The sequence below is a fragment of the Paenibacillus sp. CECT 9249 genome (genome assembly GCF_918697855.1).
Taxonomy (GTDB): Bacteria; Bacillota; Bacilli; order Paenibacillales; family Paenibacillaceae; genus MSJ-34.
This window is the reverse complement of the sequence record NZ_CAKKLI010000012.1, coordinates 104857-127935: the sequence shown is the minus strand read 5'-3', so window position 1 is coordinate 127935 and position 23079 is coordinate 104857. Positions and strand designations below refer to the sequence as shown.

The following is a 23079-nucleotide window of genomic DNA, read 5'->3' as shown; positions in this document are numbered from 1 at the left end:
TACTTTCGTCGATACGCTTCTACGTACAGATTTCGCCATACGTAGGTATCCTAGCTACGCGGGGGCTTGGCCCTTCCCGCGACCGGACTTTCACCGGCTAGAAGATGCGTGCTTAGCTGGGCACGCCGATCAAAAAAGCCCCTGACAGGGGCTGTAATGAACTTAATAAGCGCTCAAGTATTGATCGCGTTCCCACGGATGCACTTGAATGCGAAACATATCCCACTCGATTTCTTTCGCTTCGATAAAATGCGAGACGATATGCTCGCCGAGCGCATGCGTAATCACTTCGTCGTTTTTCAATTCCTCGATCGCTTCTTTTAGCGTGGACGGCAAGCTGGATATGCCGTTCTCCGCACGCTCCTCTTCGTTCATAATATAGATGTTCTGGTTTACCGGCGGCTGGAGCGCCATTTTGTTTTTTATGCCGTCCAGACCGGCAGCGAGCATGGCGGCCAGAGCCAAATACGGGTTCGCGGCCGGGTCCGGATTCCGCGCTTCGATCCGGGTGCTGAGCCCTCTGCTTGCGGGAATGCGGATGAGCGGGCTTCTGTTCTTCGCCGACCAAGCGACATAACAAGGAGCCTCGTATCCCGGCACAAGCCGTTTGTAGGAGTTGACCGTCGGATTCGTGATAGCGGCAAACCCGCGGGCATGCTTCAAGATGCCGGCAACGTACTGTTTCGCCGTTTCGCTCAGGCCGAGTACGTCGGACTCGTCGTAGAACGCATTTTCTTTGCCGCGGAACAACGATTGATGGCAATGCATCCCCGATCCGTTGACGCCGAACAGCGGTTTCGGCATAAAGGTGGCGTGCAATCCGTGCTGTCTCGCAATATTTTTCACCACTAGCTTAAATGTTTGAATATTGTCGGCCGCTTCGACGGCGTTCGCATATTTGAAGTCGATCTCATGCTGCCCCGGAGCCACTTCATGATGGGATGCCTCGATTTCGAATCCCATACTCTCCAGCGTCAAGACGATATCGCGGCGGCAGTTTTCCCCAAGGTCGCTCGGCGCCAAATCGAAATAACCGCCCTGATCGTTCACCTCCAGCGTCGGGTTTCCTTTCTCGTCCGTCTTGAACAGAAAGAACTCCGGCTCCGGACCGACGTTCATCGCCGTAAATCCAAGCTCTGCCGCTTGTTTCAGCACCCTTTTCAGTACGCCGCGCGGATCGCCGGCAAACGGCGTGCCGTCGGGATTGTAAACGTCGCAGATCAAGCGCGCCACTTTGCCGTCCCCCGTCGTCCAAGGGAAGATCATCCAAGTGTCCAACTCCGGATACAAATACATGTCGGATTCTTCGATCCGTACGAACCCTTCAATCGAGGAACCGTCGAACATCATTTTGTTGTCCAACGCTTTGGGCAATTGGCTGATCGGAATTTCCACGTTTTTAATAATTCCCATCAAGTCCGTAAACTGCAACCGAATGTATCGAACGTTTTCTTCTTGCGCCAATCTGAGTATATCTTCTTTTGTATAATGCTTTGTCGTCATTGCCTCTACCTCCGAATTTGCTAGTTGGATTCTTAAGTTCATTATCTACAAAACGGAGTCGAAATCTATGAATCTGTCAGATTATATGACATATTATTTTACCGACCGTAGCGATTAATTCTGTTTTATGGTGTAAAAAAATCTTTAATGTCAGGTATGTTGACATAACTATTTATTCATTGCTGTCCAGTGTGATATATTATGTACTAACTAAAAAAAATTTATCGAAAATCGGAGAGTGATAAAAATGACATATAAAGAGCGGAAAGTCATTACGATTGGCGTCGTCAGCGAATTGACGGGTTTGTCCGAGCGGCAAATCCGTTATTATGAAGAACGCAGACTCATATTTCCGGAACGTTCCCGCGGCGGCACGCGGAAATATTCGTTTGACGATGTGGAAACGTTAATGGAGATTGCCGATAAGCTTGAGGACGGTTTGCAAACGTATGAAATTCGCAAGATCAATGAAAAGGAAAAGAGACAAAACAAAACGGCGATGCGGGAAGAGATGATACGCGGCCAATTGAACGCGCGGTTCCATTTCAACGCGCCAACCGTTAAAAACTAAGCGGAGCGCTTCATTAAGATTGAAACGAGGTATCGATAGGTGGCGGTTGTAGCGCGTAAGCCAAATAAAGGAACCCCTTAACCAAAGCCAAGTTCCTCTTGCTTTGCGTTAAGGGGTTTTGTGCCGATTACAGCAAAACGCGCGTACGCGTACGGGCGGATTGCAAGCAGGCGTCTACGACGCGCATATTTAAGACGGCGTCCGACGGCTCGTACCGCATGGGCGCGCCATGCAATACGCTATTGGCAAAATCGTCGGCTTGCAGCAAATATTGCCCGACGAAAGGAACCTGAATTTCCTCCCGCTCCTCGCCGATTTCAACAAAGAAATTGGCCGACTCCGGCTCATCCGCATACCGGAATGCGGACGGAACGACAATTCTTCCCTCGGATCCGACAACTTCAAGCGTGTTGCGGAATGCCGACCACATGCCGCAATCGAACGTCAAGGCGACGCCTCCCGGAAACTCCAGCAGTCCGGAAGCCATCATATCGACCCCGTCATGCTGTTCCGAGAATTGCGCATGCACCGTTGCCGCTTCCGGCTCCTGGCCAAGAATCATGCGTGCGGCGCTTATCGGATAGACGCCGATATCGTACAATGCGCCCCCGCCCATTTCCTTGTTGAAACGGATATTGCCGCTGTTTCCCGCGCCGTTGTATGTAAACGTGGCATGGATTCCCCGTACCGTTCCGATCTTGCCGGAACGGACGATGTCAAGCAACCGGTCGTAACGGGGATGATGCCGGTACATGAACGCTTCGGCAAGCATCACGTTCGCCTTGGCGCATGCGTCCGCCATCTCCTTCGCCTCTGCGGCGGTCAGGCCGATCGGCTTCTCGCACAAAACATGCTTGCCCGCTTCCGCAGCGCGAATCGTCCATTCCTTATGCAAATGATTCGGCAACGGAATGTATACCGCATCGATATCTTCGTCGGCCAGCAATTGTTCATACGATCCGTACGTTTTCGCAATCCCTAACGTTTCGGCGGCTTGGTCCGCCTTTTGCCGATCGCGGCTGGCGATAGCCGGCACCTCGCATCGCTCGGAACGCTGCATTTCCGGTATGACGTGTTCGACCGCAATTTTCGCGCAGCCGAGAACTCCCCATCTAAACTTGGCTCCGTCCATTGCATCCTCTTCTCCCTTCATTTAACAAATGCATCTCTTTACCATCTTACTATATTAGTGCGTACATGTACAAAATCATCGATTATCGAACGATATGACAATCGTCGTCCCTTGTTGCGGGGCGCTGCGAACTTGAATCGATCCGCCATGCAGCAAAACGAGCTGTCTGGAAATCGCCATGCCGAGCCCGCTTCCCTTGCCGCCCCGTTCGGTGTTCGTTCCCCGGAAATAGCGATCGAACAGCCGGGCGGCCGTCGCTTCGTCCATGCCGACCCCGTCGTCTTGGAAGCGGATAGAGAAGCCGGAGCTTTCCCCGGTCTCGAGCGAGACGCGAACGTTCGTGCCGTCCGGATTATGCAGGAGCGCATTGGCCAACAGGTTGTCGATGATGCGGCGGAACCAGACCGGATCGATCGGAAAATACAGAGAATCGCTCGTCCCGCGAAAATCAATATGCGCCCCCGCGAATTGCGGATCGTCCGTCAATTGTTTAACGGCCCTGTCGATATACCCGTTCATTTCCGTCGCCTCCCGCGACAACATATGCGCATCGTTCTTCAACCGGTACGTCGCGTTCAAATCTTCGATCAATTCATGCATATACTGCGATTTTTCCTTCATAACGCCGGCGAATTCCCGTACTTCCGCTTGCGTCCACTCATAGGATTCCGATTCGAGCATATGTGCGTATCCCATAATGGAGGATAAAGGCGTTTTTAAATCGTGGGAGACGCCGGCGATCCATTCCTCCCTCGCCCGCTCCAATTGATTGCGCATTTCTTCGTTTGACCGCAGCGTTTCCGTTAAATGGGCGAAGGAAGCGATCATATCGGTATACAGACGGAATCTGCGGCGCAGCTTTCCTGCGCGGGTTTTGCTGCGCGGATGTCCATGGCGGTCCTTCGGCTCCGCATATTCTCCTTGAGCCAAATGATGCAGCCAATCGTACATATGCAGGATCGGCGAGCCGAAGCGATGTCCGTACCAAAAAGCGAACAGGAACAACAAAACAAGCACGATGAGCGCAAAACCGAGAAAGCTGAGCAGAAGCACTTGAATGATTTCGCGTATCGTCATCGTGTCCCCGATTTGCCTGATATCCGTCCCGTTCGGAAAATGAACGATCCAGGTGAGATTCGTTCTCTCATCGTACAAAGAAGCGATTCTGCCGGTATAACGCTCGGGATACTGCGTCCGCAGAATCAATTCCTGCGCGGAATATTGCGCGGGTTCCCCGTTCGGTTTATTCCACGATGCGATCTCTTCCCCGCGTTCGTCCAAAGCTTGCGCCCATATTCCCTTTCGTTTCAATTCGGCGGCGACGTTCTCCGGCATGTCGATGCCATCGTTCGTCACGGCGGCGGCTTCCCGGATCCGGTCCGTCATCTCGCGAGCGTTATCTTTGAACCCGTACAGCAGCGTAATCTGTTGGCCGTCTTTCACCTCGATAAAGACATACAGCAAATACGGAAACGGGCGCGCGCCCGTCCAGAATGCCGTCAGTTCCCCGGGATTGTACCGGTCCGGCACATCCGGAGGCGTTCGAAACGAATAGATCGCCTCACCCCGCTCGTTGATCGCTTGCAGCCACCCTCCGTATTCCTTTACTTTGCCCAGCAGCTTATCGTCCAAGATCAGCTCTCCGTTTTCCACTTGAACCGAATTGGACATATACGGCAATACCGCCTCGGCAAAATCGCGGTCCCGTTCGATCTCGCCCGTCTTCATTAAAGCGACAAAAACCGTCGAGCCGATCAGCAGCAGCAGCAACACGACGATGATAAACAACAACACTAGCGTTTGGATAATAAACCGTTTCTTGAAGCTCAAACGGAATCGCCCCTTCGAACGAGCTTATAACCTAGCCCGCGTACGGTGAGCAAATATTCGGGCTCGCTCGGATTGCGCTCGATCCGTTCCCGGATCCGGTGAATATGTACCATGACCGTATTATCGTCGCAGTAGCTTTCTTCCCCCCACACTTGTTCGTATAACTGCTTTTTATGAAACACACGGTTCGGGTGGCGGCATAAAAACAACAGAAGCTGGAACACCTGGGCGGGACAAGCCACAAGTTCGCCCTCCACGCGCAGTTCTCCCGCCATGGCGTCGACCTGGAAACGGCCGAAATCGTAATAGTCCGACGGAATCCGCTCTTGCCCGGCCTTTGCGCCATTCGTCCGGCGCCGAAGCTGCGCTTTGATGCGCGCCACCACTTCGAGCGGGTTGAACGGCTTCGTAATATAATCGTCGCCGCCAAGCGCGAATCCGGTCAGTTTATCGAAATCGGTCGTGCGGGCTGTTAAGAATAAGATCGGCGCATCCGTCGCTTGCCTCAGCAACGGGCAAATATCAAAGCCGCTCTGTCCCGGAAGCATGACATCCAATAAGATGATATCGTACGTTTTCGTACGGCTTGCTTCAAGCGCCTCCTCCGCGGTAAAGGCGGCGTCCACGTTCGCATATCCTTCCTTTGCAAGAACGGTTTTCAACATATGTACAATGGCTTTCTCATCGTCAACCAGCAATATATTCGCCCGGTTCATCGTTTTCCTCCTTCAACCCTCAATGAACCTACTATATCACGACTATTTTTCTTGCGGCAAAATGGAATCTTAACGGAACCTTAATTTACGTTGAGAAAGATTAAGGGTAAAGTAAGTTTGCGTTTCACGGGCCGTAATTCGGGCCGTATATAATCGATAGTGAGAAAACGTTTAGGAGTGATACGGAATTGAAACGTCATGCGTACCTAACTATGTTATTCCTGCTAGGAATCGGTTTATTGTCGGCATGCGGCGGCGATCGCGCGGAATGGAGCGGCGAGGAAGCCAGGCCGGCCGAGACAGTAATGCAAAGCGGCAAATTATTGCCCGAACAGCTTCCGCAAGCGTTGCTGCAAGGCCAATTCGAACGGATCCATAAGCAAATGAGCGAAGAGTTCAGCAAATCGGTAACGTTGCAAGATTTAAAAGAATTGGGCCAATCGTTTCATAACGATATCGATTCTTATTTGGAGCCTGTCAGGGAGCTTACGAACGGTTACGAGCAATGGATTTGGATCGACGACAAAAACAAAAAAGGATTACTGGCCGTTTTTGACGATCAATCGACCATTCACGGATTGCTTTTGCAGCCTTTGGCCCCCCATCCGGAAACGGACGGCGTCTTCACGCAAACCGCCTTTGCGTATCCGTTCGCAGGAGAATGGTACACGTACTGGGGAGGAACAAACGTGTTGTACAATTATCATTACGAACATCCAGGCCAGCGCTACGCTTACGATTTCGTGATCGTGAAGGACGGCGCTTCGTTCGCAGGCGATCCTGGCGGCAATGAAAGCTATTATGCCTTCGGCCAAGACGTGCTTGCGCCCGCAGACGGCATCGTCGCAAGCGTCGTAAACGACATTCCCGACAATGCGCCCGGCGTCGAGACCAGTACGGATCAACCTGCGGGCAATCATATCGTCATCGACCACGGAAACGGCGAATATAGCATTTTGGCCCATTTTCAACGCAACTCGATCCGCGTCCAAGTCGGCGATAAGGTGGTACAAGGGGATGTGCTCGGCTTATGCGGCAATTCCGGCAATTCCAGCGAGCCTCATATTCATTTTCAAGTATCGGATCGACCCGATCTTGCGGCCGGTCAATCGATCCGCATCCAATGGGCCGGCAATTCCGATTTGAAAAAAGGGGATACGGCTGCCGGACATGCCGGCAACAATGCGTCATAAAGAGAAAGACTGCTGCGCGCGGGTAGTGTGCGCCAGCAGTCTGCTCTTTGTCAATGCCCCTCTTTTATCGGACTTCTATCGCAAACACGGAAGAGGTGTCTCCGTTCGAAAATTTTCCGTCGCTTGATCGCCAATAAGCGGAGTTATTGAACGTCTCACCATTTTCTCACCTCTTACGACTAGACGGAAGAAGACGGACGCAGGTTGCAAGTTTGCTAAGCTTGCGCGAAAAAATCCCTCCCTACCGTTTCGGCACGAGCGACAACAAATAGCGAATCAACGCATCCTGTTGCTTTTTGGTGAATCCCGCTTTTTCGTCCACCCAAAATTCATGGCCCACCCCGCGAACGTGTACGTCGCGCAATTTGGCGTCCGCGCGATTGGCTGCGACAACCTTTTTGCGCAAACCGCGATCCACGAGCGCCTTCAAGCTGTTGAACGGATCGGGCGCAATGCCTTGCTGCAAGGTGCCGGGAATGCCAAGTTCGATCTGTTCGTTGCGGCCGACGGCGACGCCTCCGTCATGCAAGTACGGGGCTGTCCAATATAAGCCGATTAGCCCTTTCACTTTATAGCCGCCTTGCGATTCGCCGTGCGCAAAGCTCATTTTGACTTGTTTCGGGTCCAAATGAGCGGCAGGCACCTTCAACACTTTCGCGTTTTTCTTCACCGGAACCAGGGTGTCCGGCGCGTAAATCGAAGCCCGGCCGAAGATAGACTCCGTCGCCTTCATCGCCCTGGCTCGCGACGGCTCGGTCTTTATCGTGCGGACGTCGATAATTTTATGGTTCGTATATGCGCTGCCCGAATGGCAAGTAATGCACTTCGCCTTGACGAATACGGCTCTCCCTTCGTCCAGAACGCCCGGCTTGCCGCTAATGAGCGCCGGCGGCGGGACGATCGTATTTTGCCAAGCCGACATCGCATTCACTTGTTCGCCGACGTGATAGCCCGGAGAACTGGCAAATAAGCCGTCGGGCGCGATGAGGCTCAATTTCGGATACGAAGGCAGCTTGATCAGTTCGTTCGCTCCAGGTACGCCTGGCGTCGGATCGACTTTGGCGAAAAACTCCGACGGCTTCTGCCCGCTTTGCGGACGATAGCGGAACTTGGGATTGGCCGCGTTTTGCAAAATCGTACCCATATATAATTCCTTGTCGATACCGAATAAAGCGGAACTCACCTCGGATTGCGCCAAGGAATCCGAATTTTGCGCATGAACGTTATTGCTGAACGTTCCCAAACCTTTGAACGGTCCGGCGATCGCAAAGCCGCTCCATCCGTACGGATGCGCGTCTTTCGTAAACGAATCGGGAATTTGCGCCGGATTGCTCTTCAAATCGATCGTCGAATCGAAGTTGCCTCGCGGCCATTTGGCGAGCGTCTCATCCACATCCGCCTCCAGCTTTTTCGGATCGGGCAGCGTCGTTGTCTTCCCGTCGGATGTTGGAACGGTTCCTTTGCTCATATCCTGCAAATAACGGGACAAGTTGCCCACGTCGCTATGCGTGAAGTAGGCGGCGGAATTCGTCGCCATCGCCAGCAGCAATCCCGCGTTCAAGTCGGCGTTCGGCGCCCCTTCGACGACCTGCTTCGTCTTCGCGTCCACCGTGGCATGGCAGACGGCGCAGCTGATACCGACTTTCAGTTTGCCGCCCGAGAACTTGACGGGCATGCCGAGCGGCGCGTAGGCTCCTTTCGGCACATCGATTCCGGTGTCGATGAGATCTCCTTTTTTATACGTCTTATTGCCGATCTTTACGCTTTTATCCAATTCGACCTGCAAGTTGGACGTTCCTTTGCCTTGCAGCTTCACGATCGCTTTCGCGATTTTCGGCAACGTTAACGGCCCGTCAACGATCCCCATAATATCCGTCAGGAACACTTCGTTGCCGAACGTCTCTTTGTAGAAACTTTTACGGCCCAGCCGGAGCAAAGCTTCGTTAATCTCGACCGCACCTTGCCCGGGGGACAATTCGTTCTTCCCGTCCGCACTCGCTTGCGCCTGGACCGTCCCGTTCGTCTTCACCGTTTTCCCCCAAACGTCGTAGACGCGCACGTCTTGATCCGTCCGGCTCTTTGCCGTAATGGCCGCAGGATTCAATACGTTATCGGCTTTCGGCATATAGGCGTATTCCGGTTGGAAGGCGAATACTGCGGCAATTCCTCCGCCGATCAGCGCGATTCCAAGCGACAAAATGATGAAGCGAAGGCGTCTTCGCTTGCGGTTTTTCATGATATGTAACCCCTTTACAGAAAGACGATTCTGTAAAGTAGCATTCCCAATTTTTACGATTTCACGTAAATGAAGGCAGTTCGATTTCCAACCCCGTTCTTGCGAGTTGTATTAGGGGGGCCAAAGCGTATCGCTCCCGCAAATCGACGCCGTGCGACATATGAGTAAACACGACCCGCTCCGGCTTAATGTCCGAAACGAGCTCCATCGCTTCCACCATGTCGTATACCGAGCGGGTGCGGCGTTCCGCTTCTTCCTTGTAAAAATTCGTTCCTAGAATCAACAATTGCAAATCTTTAAAATACGCCTTATCCCGCTCGTTCCAATCGATCGTATCCGGGCAGTACGCCCAGCGGTACGAATGTTTCGTCAGCCGGTATGCGTAAGAGCTGCCGTTTTTGCCGTGACACATAAGGCGCGGCTCGATATGCCAGCCGCCGAAAGCGAATCCGTCCGCAATGTCGTAATAGCGGAAATGGCTTTCCAACCAAGGAAATTGACCGCGAATGGTAGTCAGTACGTCTTGCGGCGCATAAACGTTTCCATGGGTCGAAAGCCAGCGGCATGCGTCCGCCCATTCGGGCAGACCGGCAATATGGTCGAAATGGGCATGCGTAATGAGGACATGCTGTACGGTCCGCAAGTTGTGTCTCTCCATCTGCGCCGTCCAATCCGGGCCGCAATCGATCAACATGATGCCTTCGCCCGTCTGCAGCATAATAGAAGAACGCAAACGGCGGTTGATCCCGCCGTTTCTCGCTTCCGTACAGACGCTGCAATCGCAATATACGCGCGGGACTCCCATGGAGTCCCCCGTTCCTAGAAATGTAATTTTATCGGTCATCTGTAGCCATCTCCTCTCATCAAACGAACGACGGATTGGCGGCGGAAGGAACCGTCTCGGCTTTGCCGCCTTGCTGCAGCTGATACATCTGGTAATATCTGCCCTGGAGCTTCATCAGCGATTCATGCGACCCTTGTTCGACGATTTCCCCGCGATGGAGCACGAGAATCAGATCGGCGCTGCGAATCGTGGATAATCGGTGCGCGATAATAAACGTCGTGCGCCCTTTCTTAACGACGTCTAGCGCCGATTGAATGATCGCTTCCGTTTCCGTATCGATATTGGCGGTCGCTTCGTCCAGAATAAGAATGGCCGGATTGAACGCAAGCGCGCGGGCGAACGATATAATTTGCCGCTGTCCGGCGGACAACGTGCTTCCTTTCTCAATGACCGGCTCGTCGTATCCTTTCCTGAGGCTCGAGAATACCCGCTCGGCACCGACATCGCGCAGCGCCTTCTCCACTTGCTCGCGGCTGATCGACGGATCGTCCAGGCTGACATTGCTCGCGATCGTTCCTGTGAACAGAAACGGATCTTGAAGCACGATACCCATATGTTGACGCAGCAATTGTTTCGGAATTTGCCTTATATCTGTCCCGTCAATCGTAATTTTCCCTTGCTGCGCATCGTAGAAACGGAACAGCAAATTCATGATGGAGCTTTTGCCCGATCCGGTATGACCGACTAGCGCCACCGTCTGCCCTTGCTTCGCTTCAAACGAAATATGCTTCAGCACGTATTCTTCTTCCTTATAGGCAAACGATACGTCGTCAAACGCAACATCGCCTTTGTAGCGGGGCAGCTTCCCTTCGGCCACGTCGGTGCCCGGCATATCCATCAGTTCAAACACCCGCTCCGCGGAGACTAACGCCTGCTCCAACTGCGCCAGCTGATTGACCATTCCGACGATCGGCTGGAACAAACGGCCCAAATAGTCGATGAAAGCATAGATCACGCCGAACGATATCGCGCCGGCGGCGCTGAACGACGCCCCGCCGAAGTACCAAACGACGGCGGCAAGCGACAAGTTCCGAATGACGTTCACCAAGTTATGCGAGGTGAGCGAATTCAGGTTCAACATTTTGTTCTGATATTTAAAATGATCTTCGTTCAAATCCTCGAACTCGCGCTTCGTTTCCTGTTGCCGGCGGAACGCGCGAATGATCGGCATCCCTTGAATCGACTCGTTCAGCATCCCGTTAATATCGCTCAGGCGCGCGCGGATCACATGATTGTATTTCGTCGCAAACTTGCGGTAAACGACGATCCATAGCGCCAAAATCGGAACGACCGCCAAACATACGACCGCGAGCCTGACATCGAGCAGAAACAACGCGATGAATATGCCAATCATGTATACGGCGCCGGAGAAGAAGTTGGCCAGCACCGTGACAAACAAATCTTTCACGGCCTCCGTATCGTTCGTTACCCTGGAAACGACTTTGCCAGCCGGCAACGTATCGAAATATCCGATCGGCAGCCGATGGATTTGGCCGTACACATCCTGCCTCATCTTCTGAATAACGCGATTGGCCGAAGATTGCAGCAAATAAATTCTTCCGTATTCGAATGCCGCGGCCACCAAAATAAGCCCGATGTAGATGCCCGCCAATTTGAGCAGACCGCCGATTTCCGGTTCGTAGAATTGGAACAGTTCCGCCGTCGCTAGCGGCGCCGCTTCGTACGTTGCGGTCAAGTCGCCTTGCGTAATCGTCAATCGAGTCCCGTCCAGCTTGCGGTCGCCGTCAAAGCTTATCGGCCCGTCGACGAAAACGAACGTTCTGCCGACTTGCAGCACGCGCACCTCTTGCCCCGCCGCCCCTTGCACGCGATCGCTTCGTTCAAACAGCCGATCGTCGTATCGAACCGTCCCTTTGCCCGCCGCCGGTACTTCTACCCACGGTTTTTCGATCCCGACGACATGGTTGTCGATCATCGTTTTCGCGATAAAAGGTCCCATCAACTCGGCCGCCACCGCAACGGCAAGCATTAGCAATGCGATAATAAACGTTTTTTTATAAATAAGTGCGTATTGAAACAGTTTTTTGCCTACGTTCATGTTAGGCTCACCCGCCTTCCGTTAAGTTTGCCTCGAGCTGCTGGCGTTCGTATTGTTCTTTGTACCACCCGTCCTGCCGCACCAGCTGCTCATGCGTGCCTTGTTCGGCAATGCGGCCGTCATCCATGACAATAATCCAGTCCGCATGCTGTACGGCGGAGAGACGATGCGTCGTAATGAACGTCGTTTTCCCCGCGCGTTCGCGCCGAATGTTCGCGATAATTTTCGCTTCCGTCTTCGCATCGACCGCGGACATTGCATCGTCGAGCAGCAAGATTTCCGGATCAGCCATTAAGGCGCGCGCGATCGACACCCGCTGCTTTTGTCCGCCTGACAGCGAAACGCCCTTTTCCCCGACGATCGTATCCAGCCCGTGCGACAGAGTGGAAATGTCCTGCAGGAACGATGCCGCTTCGAGCGCATGCCGGACTTCTTCTTCCGAGCCGCCCGGCTTGCCGTATTGAATGTTCTCGCGCACCGTGCGGGAGAACAAGATTTGCTCTTGCGGCACATAACCGATCCAGCGATGGACGTCTTCAACCGCGATTTGTTCAAGCGGGATGCCGGCGACGGCAATTTCTCCGGAACCGAGCGGATATTCGCGCAGAAGCTGTTTGATCAGCGTCGTTTTGCCGCTTCCGGTTTTGCCGACAATGCCAAGCGTCTGCCCGCGCCGGATCGTGATCGAAACATTGCGCAAATTGTCGGTTTGCGAAGAAGGATAACGGAACGTCACATCGCGGAAGCGGATCGATTCCGGCGATGCCGCCGCTTGCGGCCGCGGATGGTCCTTGACGTCGGGTTCGTAGGACAACGTCTCATTGACCCGATCGAGCGACGCGTTGCCGCGCTGCATAATATTGATCAATTCGCCGATGGCGAACATCGGCCAAATGAGCATTCCCAGGTAAACGTTGAAAGTGATCAGCTCTCCGAGCGTGATATTGGTCTGAAACACAAGATATGCGCCATATCCGAGTCCGATCATGTAGCTGATGCCGACCAAAATTTTGATCGTCGGTTCGAACAGCGCATCGATCTTGGCTACATCGATATTTTTGCGAAATACGTCGTTCGTCAGCCGCCGAAACCGCGACTGATCCGCTTCCTCCTGAACGTAAGCGCGGATGACGCGCACGCCCGAGATCGCCTCAAGCACATGATCGTTCAAATCGCCGAAGGCGTCTTGAGCGACCGTGAACCGTTCGTGTATGACCCTGCCGTAATATTTCATGGCGACCGCGATCAGGGGCAGTGGCAGCAATGCCGCCAGCGTCAGCTTCCAACTGATCATAAATCCCATCGTAAGCAAGATGGTAAGCATATAGATGCTGGAATCGACCAACGTCAATATCCCGAAACCCGCCGTCAACGATACGGCCCGTAAATCGTTCGTCGCCCGGGCCATCAAGTCGCCGGTACGATTTTTTTCGTAGAACGTCGGCGTCATCTTCAGCAAATGGCTCATAAAATGGGAACGCAGTATGCGTTCAACCAAATTCGCTCCGCCGAACAGCAAATAATGCCAAATATATCCGAAAACGTAAATCAAAACGATAACGCCGAGGAACAGTATTAAAAATTGCGTCAACCCGAATTCGGTAAACGTCCCTTGCTGGATTTGGTCGACCGCCGTCCCCAACATTTTGGGAGGAATCATTTCCAGCGCCCCGACGGCAATCAATAAAACGACGGCCACCGTATACCTTAAACGGTTTTCTTTGAAAAACCATTTCAATTTAAATAAGATGGAAAACATGTTTATCTCTACTCCTTTTCCGTTGCTTGCAGTTGAAACCATTGCTCGTAAAGCGTTTCAAGCTCTCTCTGCACCTGTTCCCGTTCCGCCAGCAGTTCCGTTAATCGTTCCGAATCCGTCCCGATTTTTTCGTCCATCAGCAGCGCGTCCAGTTCGCGCGACCGGGATTCCAATCGTTCTATCCGCTCTTCCGCACGTTCTTGCAGGCGCGCTTGATGGCGCTGCGCATCGATCGGTTTAGATCGGGAAGCCGTTTTTTTCGCCGCCGCTCCTTTCGTCTCCGCCTCTTTCCTTTGCCGTTTCGCTGTCTCTTCTTTATAGGCTTCAAAATTGCCTTCGTAGTGAAACAATTGGCGATCGCGCAATTCCCATGTTTTCCCAGCCAACCGATTGATAAAATAACGGTCATGCGAGATGGCGAGCAACGTGCCGGAAAATTCCTCGAGCATGTCTTCCAGCGCTTCGCGCGAAGGAATATCGAGATGATTCGTCGGCTCGTCGAGCAGCAGCAAATTCGGCGCGTGATGCATGACGACGGCTAGCCGCAGCCGGGTCCACTCGCCTCCCGACAATCCGGCGACGGATTTGAATACGTCCGCGCCGTAAAATAAATATTTGGCCAACAAATGCCGCGCTTCTCCTTCCTCAACCCCGATTTGATCGCGGAAATATTGCAGCACCGTCGTTCCGCTCGCGGGTGCGGCATCCTGAGCCAGATAGCCCGGCTTCACCCTCGTACCCAGCTTGATCTCCCCTGCATCCGGACGGTCGTCGCCGAGCAATAGGCGGAATAGCGTACTCTTCCCCGTACCGTTGCCGCCGATCAGCGCGACTTTGTCTCCGTATTCGATCAACCCGGACACGCCTTGGAACAATACCGTTTCGCCAAACGATTTGCCGATATGGTCAAGGACGATGACGTCGTTCCCCGATCGTTGCGTGGCGCCTGCCGCAAAATCGGCGGCTTTCCGCTCCAGGACGGGCCGCTTCACTTTATCCATCCGGTCCAGCGCTTTCTGAATCGCCGCGGCGCGCCGGAAAAACTTCTCATTGCCGCCGATGTTGCCCCATTCCGTGTATCGGCGAATCGCTTCCTTCATCTGCTTGATTTGCTTCTGCTGATCCTTATACTCTTGGAATTGCCGAAGCAGCATCTCCTGTTTTTCCCGCTGATAACCGGAATAATCGGTATGGTATGTCATCGCCTCGCCGTCCTCGACTTCTACGATCTTATCGACAATCCGATCGAGAAAATAACGGTCGTGAGACACGATAACCGAAGTCCCTTTATAACTGCGGAGATGATCTTCCAGCCATTCCGTCGCCGCCAGGTCGAGATGATTCGTCGGTTCGTCGAGCAGCAGCAAGTCGGGCCGTTCCAGCAGCAGCGACGCCAAGTCGATTTTCGTTTTCTCTCCTCCCGACAATGTCGCGTAGCATCTGGCGAAATGCTCGTCGGGTATGCCTACGCCGTTGGCGATTTGATGAATACGGGCATCCATTTCATAGCCGCCCTGCCGGTCGAACTTCTCTTGCAGTTCCGAATACTCCTCCAAGTATTTCTCCATCATCGCCGCAGATTGCTGAGTGGCCATCATCGCTTCCAGCGTTGTCATTCTCGCCTGCCATTCCATGAGCTCACTATATCCTTGCAACAACACGTCATAAACGGTTGCTCCGGGGAAAGCCTCTTTCGTTTGCGAAAGATAGCCGATTTTCGTTCCTTTTCGTATGGATATTTCTCCTTGATCCGGTGCTATATTGCCCGCAATGAGTTTCAAGACGGTCGATTTTCCCGATCCGTTTCGTCCGATGATACCGATTCTTTCCCCTTCGCCGATTTGAAACGTTATATCCGAAAGCACCATTTCGGCGCCAAAATACTTTTGCACATGCTGAATATTTACAATCATCGTCTCGGTCCTCCAATTTCTATGCATGAGTGCTTCCCGCCCTGCATCCTTTTCAGACCAAAAAAAAGAGCCGCGGGAAAATCCCGCGGCCCTTTACCTAACAATCGATCCGTTAAGGCTGAGGCAGGAGTCTTTTCGCGTGTAAAAACGTATAGTCAAAAATAGGCACACCTGTAGCGTCCATAGGGAAACCATATGCGATTCCACGCATGATTACGCGAGCTTGATTGTAAAAATCAGTAACATTCACGTTCAACATCCTGCCTGCACCTCCTTTGATTAAAGTAATATTACCATAACACACCATGTGAAACATTTGCAAGAAATTTTTTTATTGAACTTCCGTTTTGGCGAGCTTCCGGGCTGCGCTGGCGGAAATTGCGCCGTATAAGCGGCTCGATAATCCGGAAATTTGCTCCGGTTTAAAAGTAACGGCCACCGTCGCGAGCGGTTCGCCCGCCCCCGGTCTTTCATAAGCTCTCCAATACGGCTTCATACGTTTGATATAGTCTGATTGAGTTATAACATCCGATTCCGCGCATCGGCGCGAAGAAATATATAAAATGTTCGCCTGCGCCGTTTCACGCGTTCCGGCATGAGCGAGCAACAGCGAAGCCTTCCCGTTGCGGTTCAAATTGGAGAGCACTTCCTCAGACCGGCCGGCGTCGATATATACGGTCACCCGTTCCCCGTTTGCGGAAACGTATCCCCCGATCGCGACATCCGTATCCGGCTGCAAGTTTTCGCCTCTCGTAACCAGTTGCATAAACGTTTGTTCCCGGAAAAACTTGCTCAATTCGTTCGCATATGACATTGAAACTACCATTCCCTCCTTCACTAGGAGAAGAATACCATACTACTTTTCCGCTTGGCAATGGAATCGCTTATTTTCCGACAAACTGTTCGATTAATTCCATTTTCATATTCCACGCCTTTTGGCTGAAATCGACGGCGTATTTATGCGGATTTAACTTGCGCAAATATTCCGGCCAGAACATCGCCAGCTGCGTTTGATGGTAGCGCCGAATTTCGTCAAGCGACGGCAACTTGTATACTTGCTCGCCTTCCTCGAAGATCGGCGTAAGCAATGGCATAGCGTCATATTCTTCCGCATAACGATATAGAAACGGATGGACGGGGTCGAATAATTTAATTCTCGCCCCGCGGCGAACTTCATCCTCCTCCGACAAACAGACGTAATCTGCAATCGCTTTGTGCCGCTGCGCGTCGACGATCCGGTACACGTCTTTTTTGCCCGGGGTCGTCACTTTTTCCGGGTTGGCGGAAATTTTAATCGTCGGCAAATAAGATCCGTTCTCCATACGGGCGACGATTTTGTATACCCCGCCCAAAGCCGGCTGATCCGCAGCCGTAATAAGCTGCGTCCCGACGCCCCAAGTATCCACTTTGGCGCCTTGCGCTTTTAAGTTGAATATGGTGTGCTCGTCCAAATCGTTGGTCGCTACGATTTTGACGTACGTCAAGCCCGCTTCGTCCAGCATTTCCCGCGATTTTTGCGATAAGTAGGCAATGTCTCCGCTGTCCAAGCGGATGGCCTGCATTCGCTTGCCGTACCGTTCCATCCGCTTCCCGACCTCGATTGCGTGCGGTACGCCGCTCTTCAACGTATCGTAGGTGTCGACCAGCAGCGTGACCAGATCCGGCAGCGCTTTGGCGTACATTTCGAATGCCTGCTGCTCGCTGTCGAAGCTCTGCACCCACGAATGGGCATGCGTTCCTTTCGTTGGAATGCCGAAACGCTGTCCCGCAAGCAGATTGGACGTCGCATCGAATCCGGCGATATATGCCGCCCTGGCTCCCCATACCGCCGCATCGGCTTCTTGCGCCCGTCTCGTCCCGAATTCGAGCAGCGTATCCTTCCCTGCGACCTGCTTAATACGCGACGCCTTCGTGGCGATCAACGTCTGAAAATTCATAAAGTTAAGGAGTGCCGTTTCGATCAACTGCGCCTCGAAAATACGAGCTTCCACGCGAATCAAAGGCTCGTTCGGAAAAACGAGCGTTCCTTCTTTCACCGCATGAATCGTCCCCGTGAAACGGAAGCGCCGCAATTCCTCGAGAAACGCCGCATCGTACTGTTCTTCTTGCTCGGCCAAATATGCGATATCTTCTTCGGTAAACCGCAATTCCCGTATATAATGAATAATTCGTTCCAAACCTGCAAACACCGCATAACCGTTGCCGAAAGGCAGCTTGCGGAAATAAGCCTCGAACACCGCCCTCTCGTTGTGCGTACCGCTGATCCAATGAGCGTACATCATATTCAACTGGTATTTATCGGTATGCAATGCCATCGATTCCGTATTCATGTTCACATCTCCCTGGTGTCTTCCATATTCCTGTCCGCTAACTTATAACTCTAATTCCGTCGAGCTCACAATATAAATTCCATACTTTTCTTGAAAATAGGCAAATGTCTCGTCCGTCGCTTGTTCAAATCCCGGGATGGGACTCATGCAATCCGCAAGCAACACGATTTTGGACGTTACATCCCGCCGATCGCCGTAATGCTCCAATATTTGACGTACCGACTCCAATACGCAATGCGATTTCGCTTCGCCGGCGACAATCACTTTGTCATACGACGGCAAGCGATCCAGAAATGTTTTATTGTACGAGCCCTTCCGGTCGTATTCAGGCTTGATGATGCCGTACATTTCGCTTAACGGATCCAATCCTTTGACGATACGCTGCGTCTCCGAGCGTCTGGCGATCGAATGAAAATAGACGACTTTGGCAAATTGGGTTTCCAATGCCGCCCCGGCGGTTCCCTCCAAACAATGATAAGGCCAAATGCATAAATCTTTCCGGCTGCGCGCCTCCAGTTCCGTTACATACTCCAAGCTTTCGCCGGGATGCGCCGCCGCAATCCATTTGCCGCCCGCAACATCGGCCGCCTTAATGATCGTATACGGCTCCGGATGATTGCCGCTCTCGTCCGTCCACCAACACGGATGGAAAATTTGCTGCGGCTGATGGGTATCCAAAGAAATTGCAATATTCGTTATTTTATCCATATGGCGGTATATAAAACGAGCCGCGTTCGCCGCGTCTTGAAACGAACCCGGCACCGGCAGCGCGCCGTTCTCCATAAAATCGTTCTGCATATCGATCGCAACGAACAAAATCCGCCGCTCATCCTCAGCGGCTGGCCGCAACCTCTCCTGCGAGGCAAGCGTAAATACGTCGTTCATCTTCCCCATATCGGCAAGTCCAAGCGCATGTTGATCGAATAATTGTTCAAATCGCGTCTTCATCGTCATCGGATCGCCCTCCTTCAAAGTTAATGCAAGCTATGATGCATCACGTGCTGAATCGAACGAAACTCGTTTCCCCTGCAAGCGGACAAGCTATATTAAGTGAAGTTTATCACAAACTTAGACAAAATCCAACCAAGTCTCCTATAGCATATGAAACGATGCCGAAATTCGTGAATTGAATCACATAGGCATACAGCGGTATTCTCTTTTCCCCGCCCTTTGTCGATATCCCGCTCGCTAAGGATCGCACCGTTAGCAAGAAACCGGCTCAACTGAACGAAGGGGATATCGACAAAAGGGAATGAAACCAACGCACCTGCCACGAAATCAACATGATCTTTTTAACCGCCAGACCGCTTCCAAAGCGGTAACAACCGCGCCTTACGGTTCCGCCTTGGCCGCTTTGAACAATTCCCCGATTGCGCCGATGCTGCCAAGCGTTTCCACGGTATTGGCGGGAATAAACACTTTATTCGCCGGCCCTTTCGCTATTTCCGTCAACGCCTCGAACGACCGGTACGCCAACACGTTCTCGTCCAGCCCGGCCGCGCGCAGCAGCTCGATCCGATTTTTCTCGGCTTCCGCAATCGCTTGAATCGCTTTCGCCTCCCCGAGCGCTTCCAATTCCTGAGCCTGGCGCAAACCTTCCGCTTCGCGGATGCGCGCCTCTTTATCCCCTTCGGCCTTCAAAATCTTGCTCTGTTTGTCCCCTTCCGCCCGCAAAATCATATCTTGCTTCGCCGCCTCGGCCTCCAGCACGATCGCGCGCTTGTTCCGTTCCGCTTTCATCTGTTTATCCATCGCTTCCTGAATATCGAGCGGCGGTTTAATATCGATGACTTCCACCCGTTCGATACGGACTCCCCATTTTTCCGTCGCTTCGTCGAGCGCGATGCGAATTTCCGTCGATATTTTCTCGCGGCCGGACAATGTTTCGTCCAATTCCAATTTGCCGATAATTTGCCGCATCGTCGCCGTCGTAATGTTGCGCACGCCATATACGTAATCGGATATGCCGTACGTCGCTTGCTCCGGCCCGATCACTTGATAGAAAATGATCGTATCGATTTGCACTTGAACGTTATCCTTCGTAATGACGGTTTGCGGCGGCACGTTCGCCTGCTGAATGCGCAAGTCGTGATAGACGCGCACTTGATCGATGATCGGAATCAGAATATTCAACCCCGGAGTCAACAGCCTATGATATTTGCCCAATCGTTCGACGACTCCGACCCGTTGTTGCGGCACGATTTTGATCGTGAGCGCAACAAATACGATGACCACAAGCAAAATAATAACGATAATCGCCCAATGCATATCAATCGCCTCCCTGTTTCTCAACTTCCAAAATGGCATTGCCTCGTTTCACGACAAAGACGCGATCGCCGGTCTTCAGCGTTTGCTTCGACGTCGCGCTCCACGTATCCCCGCCGACCTTAACGATTCCATATTGACCGGGATCGATGTTCTCCATAACGATGCCTTGTTTGCCGACCATTTCATCCACGGCGTCCTTGAACCCTTTCGACGATCTCACTCTCTTCGTAATCGCTTTCGAAAAAACCGTCAGCACAAGCGCGACCAAACAACCCGCGACGACTTGCAGCAATATGTCCTCCGGCGCGACCAAAGCGACTGCCAGCGCCGCGAGCGCTCCTATCCCTAACCAAAGCAGGTAAAACGTCAACGTCATCATTTCGAAGACGAATAAGATGCCCGCGACAATGAGCCAAACTACCCAAAGTTCCATTCGGTCTCTTTTACCCCCTCTCTCGAGATATATTAATATATACGGAAATCATTGGAAAAAGTATCGTTCGTCCAAAATTGACAAAAAAATACCCTGTCGCCTTGGGCGCAGGGTATGGATCCGTAAATTAATCGCTGCAATCGGACGATGCCGCAACGGCACCCGATTCAACGTTGATTTTCGCGGAAACGGTATCGCTAATGACGGATACGATCAATTGGAGCAAATAGTTGATATCGCTTTGGCTTTGTTGGAACTCGGCCACAATCGGAATACCGTCCAATTCGTCTTGCAATTGCTCGATTTCCTTCTCGATTTTCGCAACCATGCTTGCATTTTGGAACTTTTCGAACGCGACGATTTCTTTTTGCTTTTTCTTCATCGACGCGATCAACGTTTGAATGCGTTCGTTGTTGCTGATCTTCTGTTCCGCTTTTTGATAATGCTGCACTTCTTCGGAAGTGTAGATCAATTCCGCCAATTCTTTCGCTTTGGCCATAATATCTTCACGTACGATCAGATCGCGCGAATTGAATTTCGGTATGTTGCTGTGTCCGTGGTCGTGATTGTGTTCGTGCTGCTCCATTCCCAAACTCCCCCATTTCAAGTCATTTTTTCTATCTTAATAGGATGTACGAATCTTGATTATGCTTGAGCTGCGGCCGGTTCGGCGACCAGCTCGCCTTTCGTAAACCATGTGTACGGATCGGTTATTTTCACATGCACGAACGATCCGATCAAATCTTTGGAACCGGCAAAATGAACGAGTTTATTCGTACGTGTGCGGCCTGACAGCATGTTTGCGTTATTTTTGCTTTCGCCTTCGACCAGCACTTCGACGATTTGCCCGCGCAATTTCTCATTGCTTTGGCGGCTGTACTCGTTAATCGCTTCATTCAAACGCTGCAGCCGTTCTTTCTTGACTTCCATCGGTACGTTATCTTCCATGACAGCCGCAGGCGTACCCGCGCGCGGCGAATAGATGAACGTAAAGGCCGAATCGTATCCGACTTCGCGAACGAGCGACAACGTATCTTCGAACTGCTCGTCCGTTTCTCCCGGGAAGCCGACGATGATGTCTGTCGTTAATACGACGTCGGGAATCGCCGTTTTAATTTTGCGGACAAGCTCCAAATAATGTTCGCGCGAATATTTGCGGCTCATTTTTTTCAAAACTTGCGAATTTCCCGATTGCACCGGCAAATGGATATGCTCTACCAGATTGCCGCGCTTGGCCAGCACTTCGATCAGATGATCGTCGAAATCGCGCGGATGCGATGTCGTAAAGCGGACGCGCGGAATATCGATTTTACGGATATCGTCCATCAAATCGCCGAAGCGGTATTCGATATCGGTGAAATCTTTGCCGTAGGCGTTCACGTTCTGGCCGAGCAGCGTAATTTCTTTAAAGCCTTGTCTGGCGAGTTCCCGTACTTCCGCAATCACGTCTTCGGGACGGCGGCTTCTTTCCTTGCCTCGCGTGTAAGGAACGATGCAATATGTGCAAAATTTGTCGCATCCGTACATAATGTTGACCCAAGCGCGCATTCCTTCGCGTTTCTTGGGCAAGTTCTCAATGATGTCCCCTTCTTTGGACCAAACTTCCACGACCATCTCTTTGCTGAACAGCGCTTCTTTCACCAGATGCGGCAAGCGGTGGATGTTATGGGTTCCGAAGATCATGTCGACGAATCCGTGCTTGGACAATATGCGGTTCACGACCGCTTCCTCCTGCGACATGCATCCGCATACCCCGAGAATCAAATCGGGTTTTTCCGTCTTGAGCCCTTTTAAATGGCCCAATTCGCCAAACACTTTATCTTCGGCGTTCTCGCGAATCGCGCAAGTATTGAGCAAAATAATATCCGCTTGTTTGCGGTCTTCCGTACTTTGATACCCCATCTGCTCGAGCATGCCTTTCATCGTCTCCGTATCATGCTCGTTCATCTGGCAGCCGTACGTATAAATCAAATAATATTTGCCGTTGCCGAGGGTCCGAAGCTCGTCCGGTACGGCCGTATCGTAGTGCACTTGAATGTCTTCCTTACCGCGCTGCTTCCCTTGCCTTTGGTTCGGCTCACTTTTGATCTGAATTTCCCGACCGTTAATGCGAATTTTTTTGCCGTTTTCATCCTCAGATAACACTTTGGCGTTCGAAAAATCAAAGTATTTGGCATAATCTTTCGTTTCCTTCGCCATAAACGGTTCACTTCCTTTCTAACCGATGCGTTACTCGTATATGAAATGAATAATATTTGAAAAAAAGCATTACATCAAATTATAACATTTTTT

At 52.0% G+C, this 23079-nt stretch carries 19 protein-coding genes; 2 read left to right on the top strand and 17 right to left on the bottom strand.

The window, feature by feature from the left end:
- Positions 1-162: 162 nt before the first annotated feature.
- The gene (glnA, locus tag LQ229_RS11850) at positions 163-1503 is read right to left on the bottom strand and encodes a type I glutamate--ammonia ligase (protein ID WP_216538078.1); all 1341 of its coding nucleotides are present in this window, start codon (positions 1501-1503) and stop codon (positions 163-165) included.
- Positions 1504-1750: 247 nt separating this feature from the next.
- On the opposite strand from glnA, the gene LQ229_RS11845 reads away from it, so the two are divergent.
- Positions 1751-2074 (top strand): MerR family transcriptional regulator, encoded by a 324-nt coding sequence (locus LQ229_RS11845; RefSeq protein WP_216538077.1) that lies wholly within the window; start codon positions 1751-1753, stop codon positions 2072-2074.
- 127 nt (positions 2075-2201) lie between these two features.
- Here the strand turns inward: LQ229_RS11845 and LQ229_RS11840 are convergent, their stop codons facing one another.
- The 3 genes from LQ229_RS11840 to LQ229_RS11830 form a co-directional block, all read right to left on the bottom strand.
- Positions 2202-3206 carry a Gfo/Idh/MocA family oxidoreductase gene (locus tag LQ229_RS11840; RefSeq protein WP_230191808.1) on the bottom strand — a complete coding sequence of 335 codons (1005 nt, stop codon included), beginning with the start codon at positions 3204-3206 and terminating at the stop codon, positions 2202-2204.
- 75 nt (positions 3207-3281) lie between these two features.
- On the bottom strand, positions 3282-5036 hold the full coding sequence (locus LQ229_RS11835) for a HAMP domain-containing sensor histidine kinase (RefSeq protein WP_230191807.1): 1755 nt from the start codon (positions 5034-5036) through the stop codon (positions 3282-3284).
- Positions 5033-5752, bottom strand: coding sequence for a response regulator transcription factor (locus LQ229_RS11830; protein WP_216538074.1), 720 nt, complete (start codon positions 5750-5752; stop codon positions 5033-5035). Before LQ229_RS11830 ends, LQ229_RS11835 begins: the two co-directional genes overlap by 4 nt.
- A gap of 188 nt (positions 5753-5940) precedes the next feature.
- On the opposite strand from LQ229_RS11830, the gene LQ229_RS11825 reads away from it, so the two are divergent.
- The gene (locus tag LQ229_RS11825; protein WP_230191806.1) at positions 5941-6945 is read left to right on the top strand and encodes a M23 family metallopeptidase; all 1005 of its coding nucleotides are present in this window, start codon (positions 5941-5943) and stop codon (positions 6943-6945) included.
- Between the two features lie 241 nt (positions 6946-7186).
- Here the strand turns inward: LQ229_RS11825 and LQ229_RS11820 are convergent, their stop codons facing one another.
- The 13 genes from LQ229_RS11820 to miaB all read right to left on the bottom strand — a co-directional run bounded on the left by LQ229_RS11820 (position 7187) and on the right by miaB (position 22986).
- Complete coding sequence (locus tag LQ229_RS11820; protein WP_230191805.1) at positions 7187-9181, bottom strand: electron transport protein; 1995 nt, start codon at positions 9179-9181, stop codon at positions 7187-7189.
- A gap of 61 nt (positions 9182-9242) precedes the next feature.
- Positions 9243-10025 carry an MBL fold metallo-hydrolase gene (locus tag LQ229_RS11815; protein WP_230191804.1) on the bottom strand — a complete coding sequence of 261 codons (783 nt, stop codon included), beginning with the start codon at positions 10023-10025 and terminating at the stop codon, positions 9243-9245.
- 19 nt (positions 10026-10044) lie between these two features.
- On the bottom strand, positions 10045-12084 hold the full coding sequence (locus tag LQ229_RS11810) for an ABC transporter ATP-binding protein (protein WP_216538071.1): 2040 nt from the start codon (positions 12082-12084) through the stop codon (positions 10045-10047).
- Between the two features lie 7 nt (positions 12085-12091).
- Positions 12092-13843, bottom strand: a complete 1752-nt coding sequence (locus LQ229_RS11805; protein WP_230191803.1) for an ABC transporter transmembrane domain-containing protein — start codon at positions 13841-13843, stop codon at positions 12092-12094.
- Positions 13844-13851: 8 nt separating this feature from the next.
- On the bottom strand, positions 13852-15756 hold the full coding sequence (abc-f, locus tag LQ229_RS11800) for a ribosomal protection-like ABC-F family protein (RefSeq protein ID WP_230191802.1): 1905 nt from the start codon (positions 15754-15756) through the stop codon (positions 13852-13854).
- Between the two features lie 112 nt (positions 15757-15868).
- On the bottom strand, positions 15869-16072 hold the full coding sequence (locus tag LQ229_RS11795) for a hypothetical protein (protein WP_230191801.1): 204 nt from the start codon (positions 16070-16072) through the stop codon (positions 15869-15871).
- A 15-nt stretch (positions 16073-16087) separates the two neighbouring features.
- Entirely contained in the window at positions 16088-16570 is a 483-nt protein-coding gene (locus tag LQ229_RS11790) for a pyridoxamine 5'-phosphate oxidase family protein (RefSeq protein WP_216537588.1), read from the bottom strand.
- A 70-nt stretch (positions 16571-16640) separates the two neighbouring features.
- On the bottom strand, positions 16641-18086 hold the full coding sequence (locus tag LQ229_RS11785) for a nicotinate phosphoribosyltransferase (RefSeq protein ID WP_230191800.1): 1446 nt from the start codon (positions 18084-18086) through the stop codon (positions 16641-16643).
- Between the two features lie 42 nt (positions 18087-18128).
- Positions 18129-19040 carry a hypothetical protein gene (locus tag LQ229_RS11780; protein WP_230191799.1) on the bottom strand — a complete coding sequence of 304 codons (912 nt, stop codon included), beginning with the start codon at positions 19038-19040 and terminating at the stop codon, positions 18129-18131.
- Between the two features lie 378 nt (positions 19041-19418).
- Positions 19419-20354 (bottom strand): SPFH domain-containing protein, encoded by a 936-nt coding sequence (locus LQ229_RS11775; RefSeq protein WP_230191798.1) that lies wholly within the window; start codon positions 20352-20354, stop codon positions 19419-19421.
- Between the two features lies 1 nt (position 20355).
- Positions 20356-20787, bottom strand: a complete 432-nt coding sequence (locus LQ229_RS11770; RefSeq protein ID WP_216537585.1) for an NfeD family protein — start codon at positions 20785-20787, stop codon at positions 20356-20358.
- 127 nt (positions 20788-20914) lie between these two features.
- Positions 20915-21373, bottom strand: a complete 459-nt coding sequence (locus tag LQ229_RS11765; RefSeq protein ID WP_216537584.1) for a YlbF family regulator — start codon at positions 21371-21373, stop codon at positions 20915-20917.
- 59 nt (positions 21374-21432) lie between these two features.
- A complete protein-coding gene (miaB, locus tag LQ229_RS11760) occupies positions 21433-22986 on the bottom strand; it encodes a tRNA (N6-isopentenyl adenosine(37)-C2)-methylthiotransferase MiaB (RefSeq protein WP_216537583.1) in 1554 nt (517 codons plus the stop codon).
- Between the last annotated feature and the right edge of the window lie 93 nt (positions 22987-23079).

Bases quoted from the DNA above. Each gene is read 5' to 3' on its own strand.
- LQ229_RS11810 (WP_216538071.1), bottom strand. From the start codon at position 12,084: ATGAACGTAGGCAAAAAACTGTTTCAATACGCACTTATTTATAAAAAA.
- LQ229_RS11830 (WP_216538074.1), bottom strand. From the start codon at position 5,752: ATGAACCGGGCGAATATATTGCTGGTTGACGATGAGAAAGCCATTGTA.
- LQ229_RS11785 (WP_230191800.1), bottom strand. From the start codon at position 18,086: ATGAATACGGAATCGATGGCATTGCATACCGATAAATACCAGTTGAAT.
- glnA (WP_216538078.1), bottom strand. From the start codon at position 1,503: ATGACGACAAAGCATTATACAAAAGAAGATATACTCAGATTGGCGCAA.
- LQ229_RS11845 (WP_216538077.1), top strand. From the start codon at position 1,751: ATGACATATAAAGAGCGGAAAGTCATTACGATTGGCGTCGTCAGCGAA.
- miaB (WP_216537583.1), bottom strand. From the start codon at position 22,986: ATGGCGAAGGAAACGAAAGATTATGCCAAATACTTTGATTTTTCGAAC.
- LQ229_RS11815 (WP_230191804.1), bottom strand. From the start codon at position 10,025: ATGACCGATAAAATTACATTTCTAGGAACGGGGGACTCCATGGGAGTC.
- abc-f (WP_230191802.1), bottom strand. From the start codon at position 15,756: ATGATTGTAAATATTCAGCATGTGCAAAAGTATTTTGGCGCCGAAATG.
- LQ229_RS11820 (WP_230191805.1), bottom strand. From the start codon at position 9,181: ATGAAAAACCGCAAGCGAAGACGCCTTCGCTTCATCATTTTGTCGCTT.
- LQ229_RS11840 (WP_230191808.1), bottom strand. From the start codon at position 3,206: ATGGACGGAGCCAAGTTTAGATGGGGAGTTCTCGGCTGCGCGAAAATT.
- LQ229_RS11775 (WP_230191798.1), bottom strand. From the start codon at position 20,354: ATGCATTGGGCGATTATCGTTATTATTTTGCTTGTGGTCATCGTATTT.
- LQ229_RS11790 (WP_216537588.1), bottom strand. From the start codon at position 16,570: ATGTCATATGCGAACGAATTGAGCAAGTTTTTCCGGGAACAAACGTTT.
- LQ229_RS11780 (WP_230191799.1), bottom strand. From the start codon at position 19,040: ATGACGATGAAGACGCGATTTGAACAATTATTCGATCAACATGCGCTT.
- LQ229_RS11765 (WP_216537584.1), bottom strand. From the start codon at position 21,373: ATGGAGCAGCACGAACACAATCACGACCACGGACACAGCAACATACCG.
- LQ229_RS11770 (WP_216537585.1), bottom strand. From the start codon at position 20,787: ATGGAACTTTGGGTAGTTTGGCTCATTGTCGCGGGCATCTTATTCGTC.
- LQ229_RS11795 (WP_230191801.1), bottom strand. From the start codon at position 16,072: ATGTTTCACATGGTGTGTTATGGTAATATTACTTTAATCAAAGGAGGT.
- LQ229_RS11805 (WP_230191803.1), bottom strand. From the start codon at position 13,843: ATGTTTTCCATCTTATTTAAATTGAAATGGTTTTTCAAAGAAAACCGT.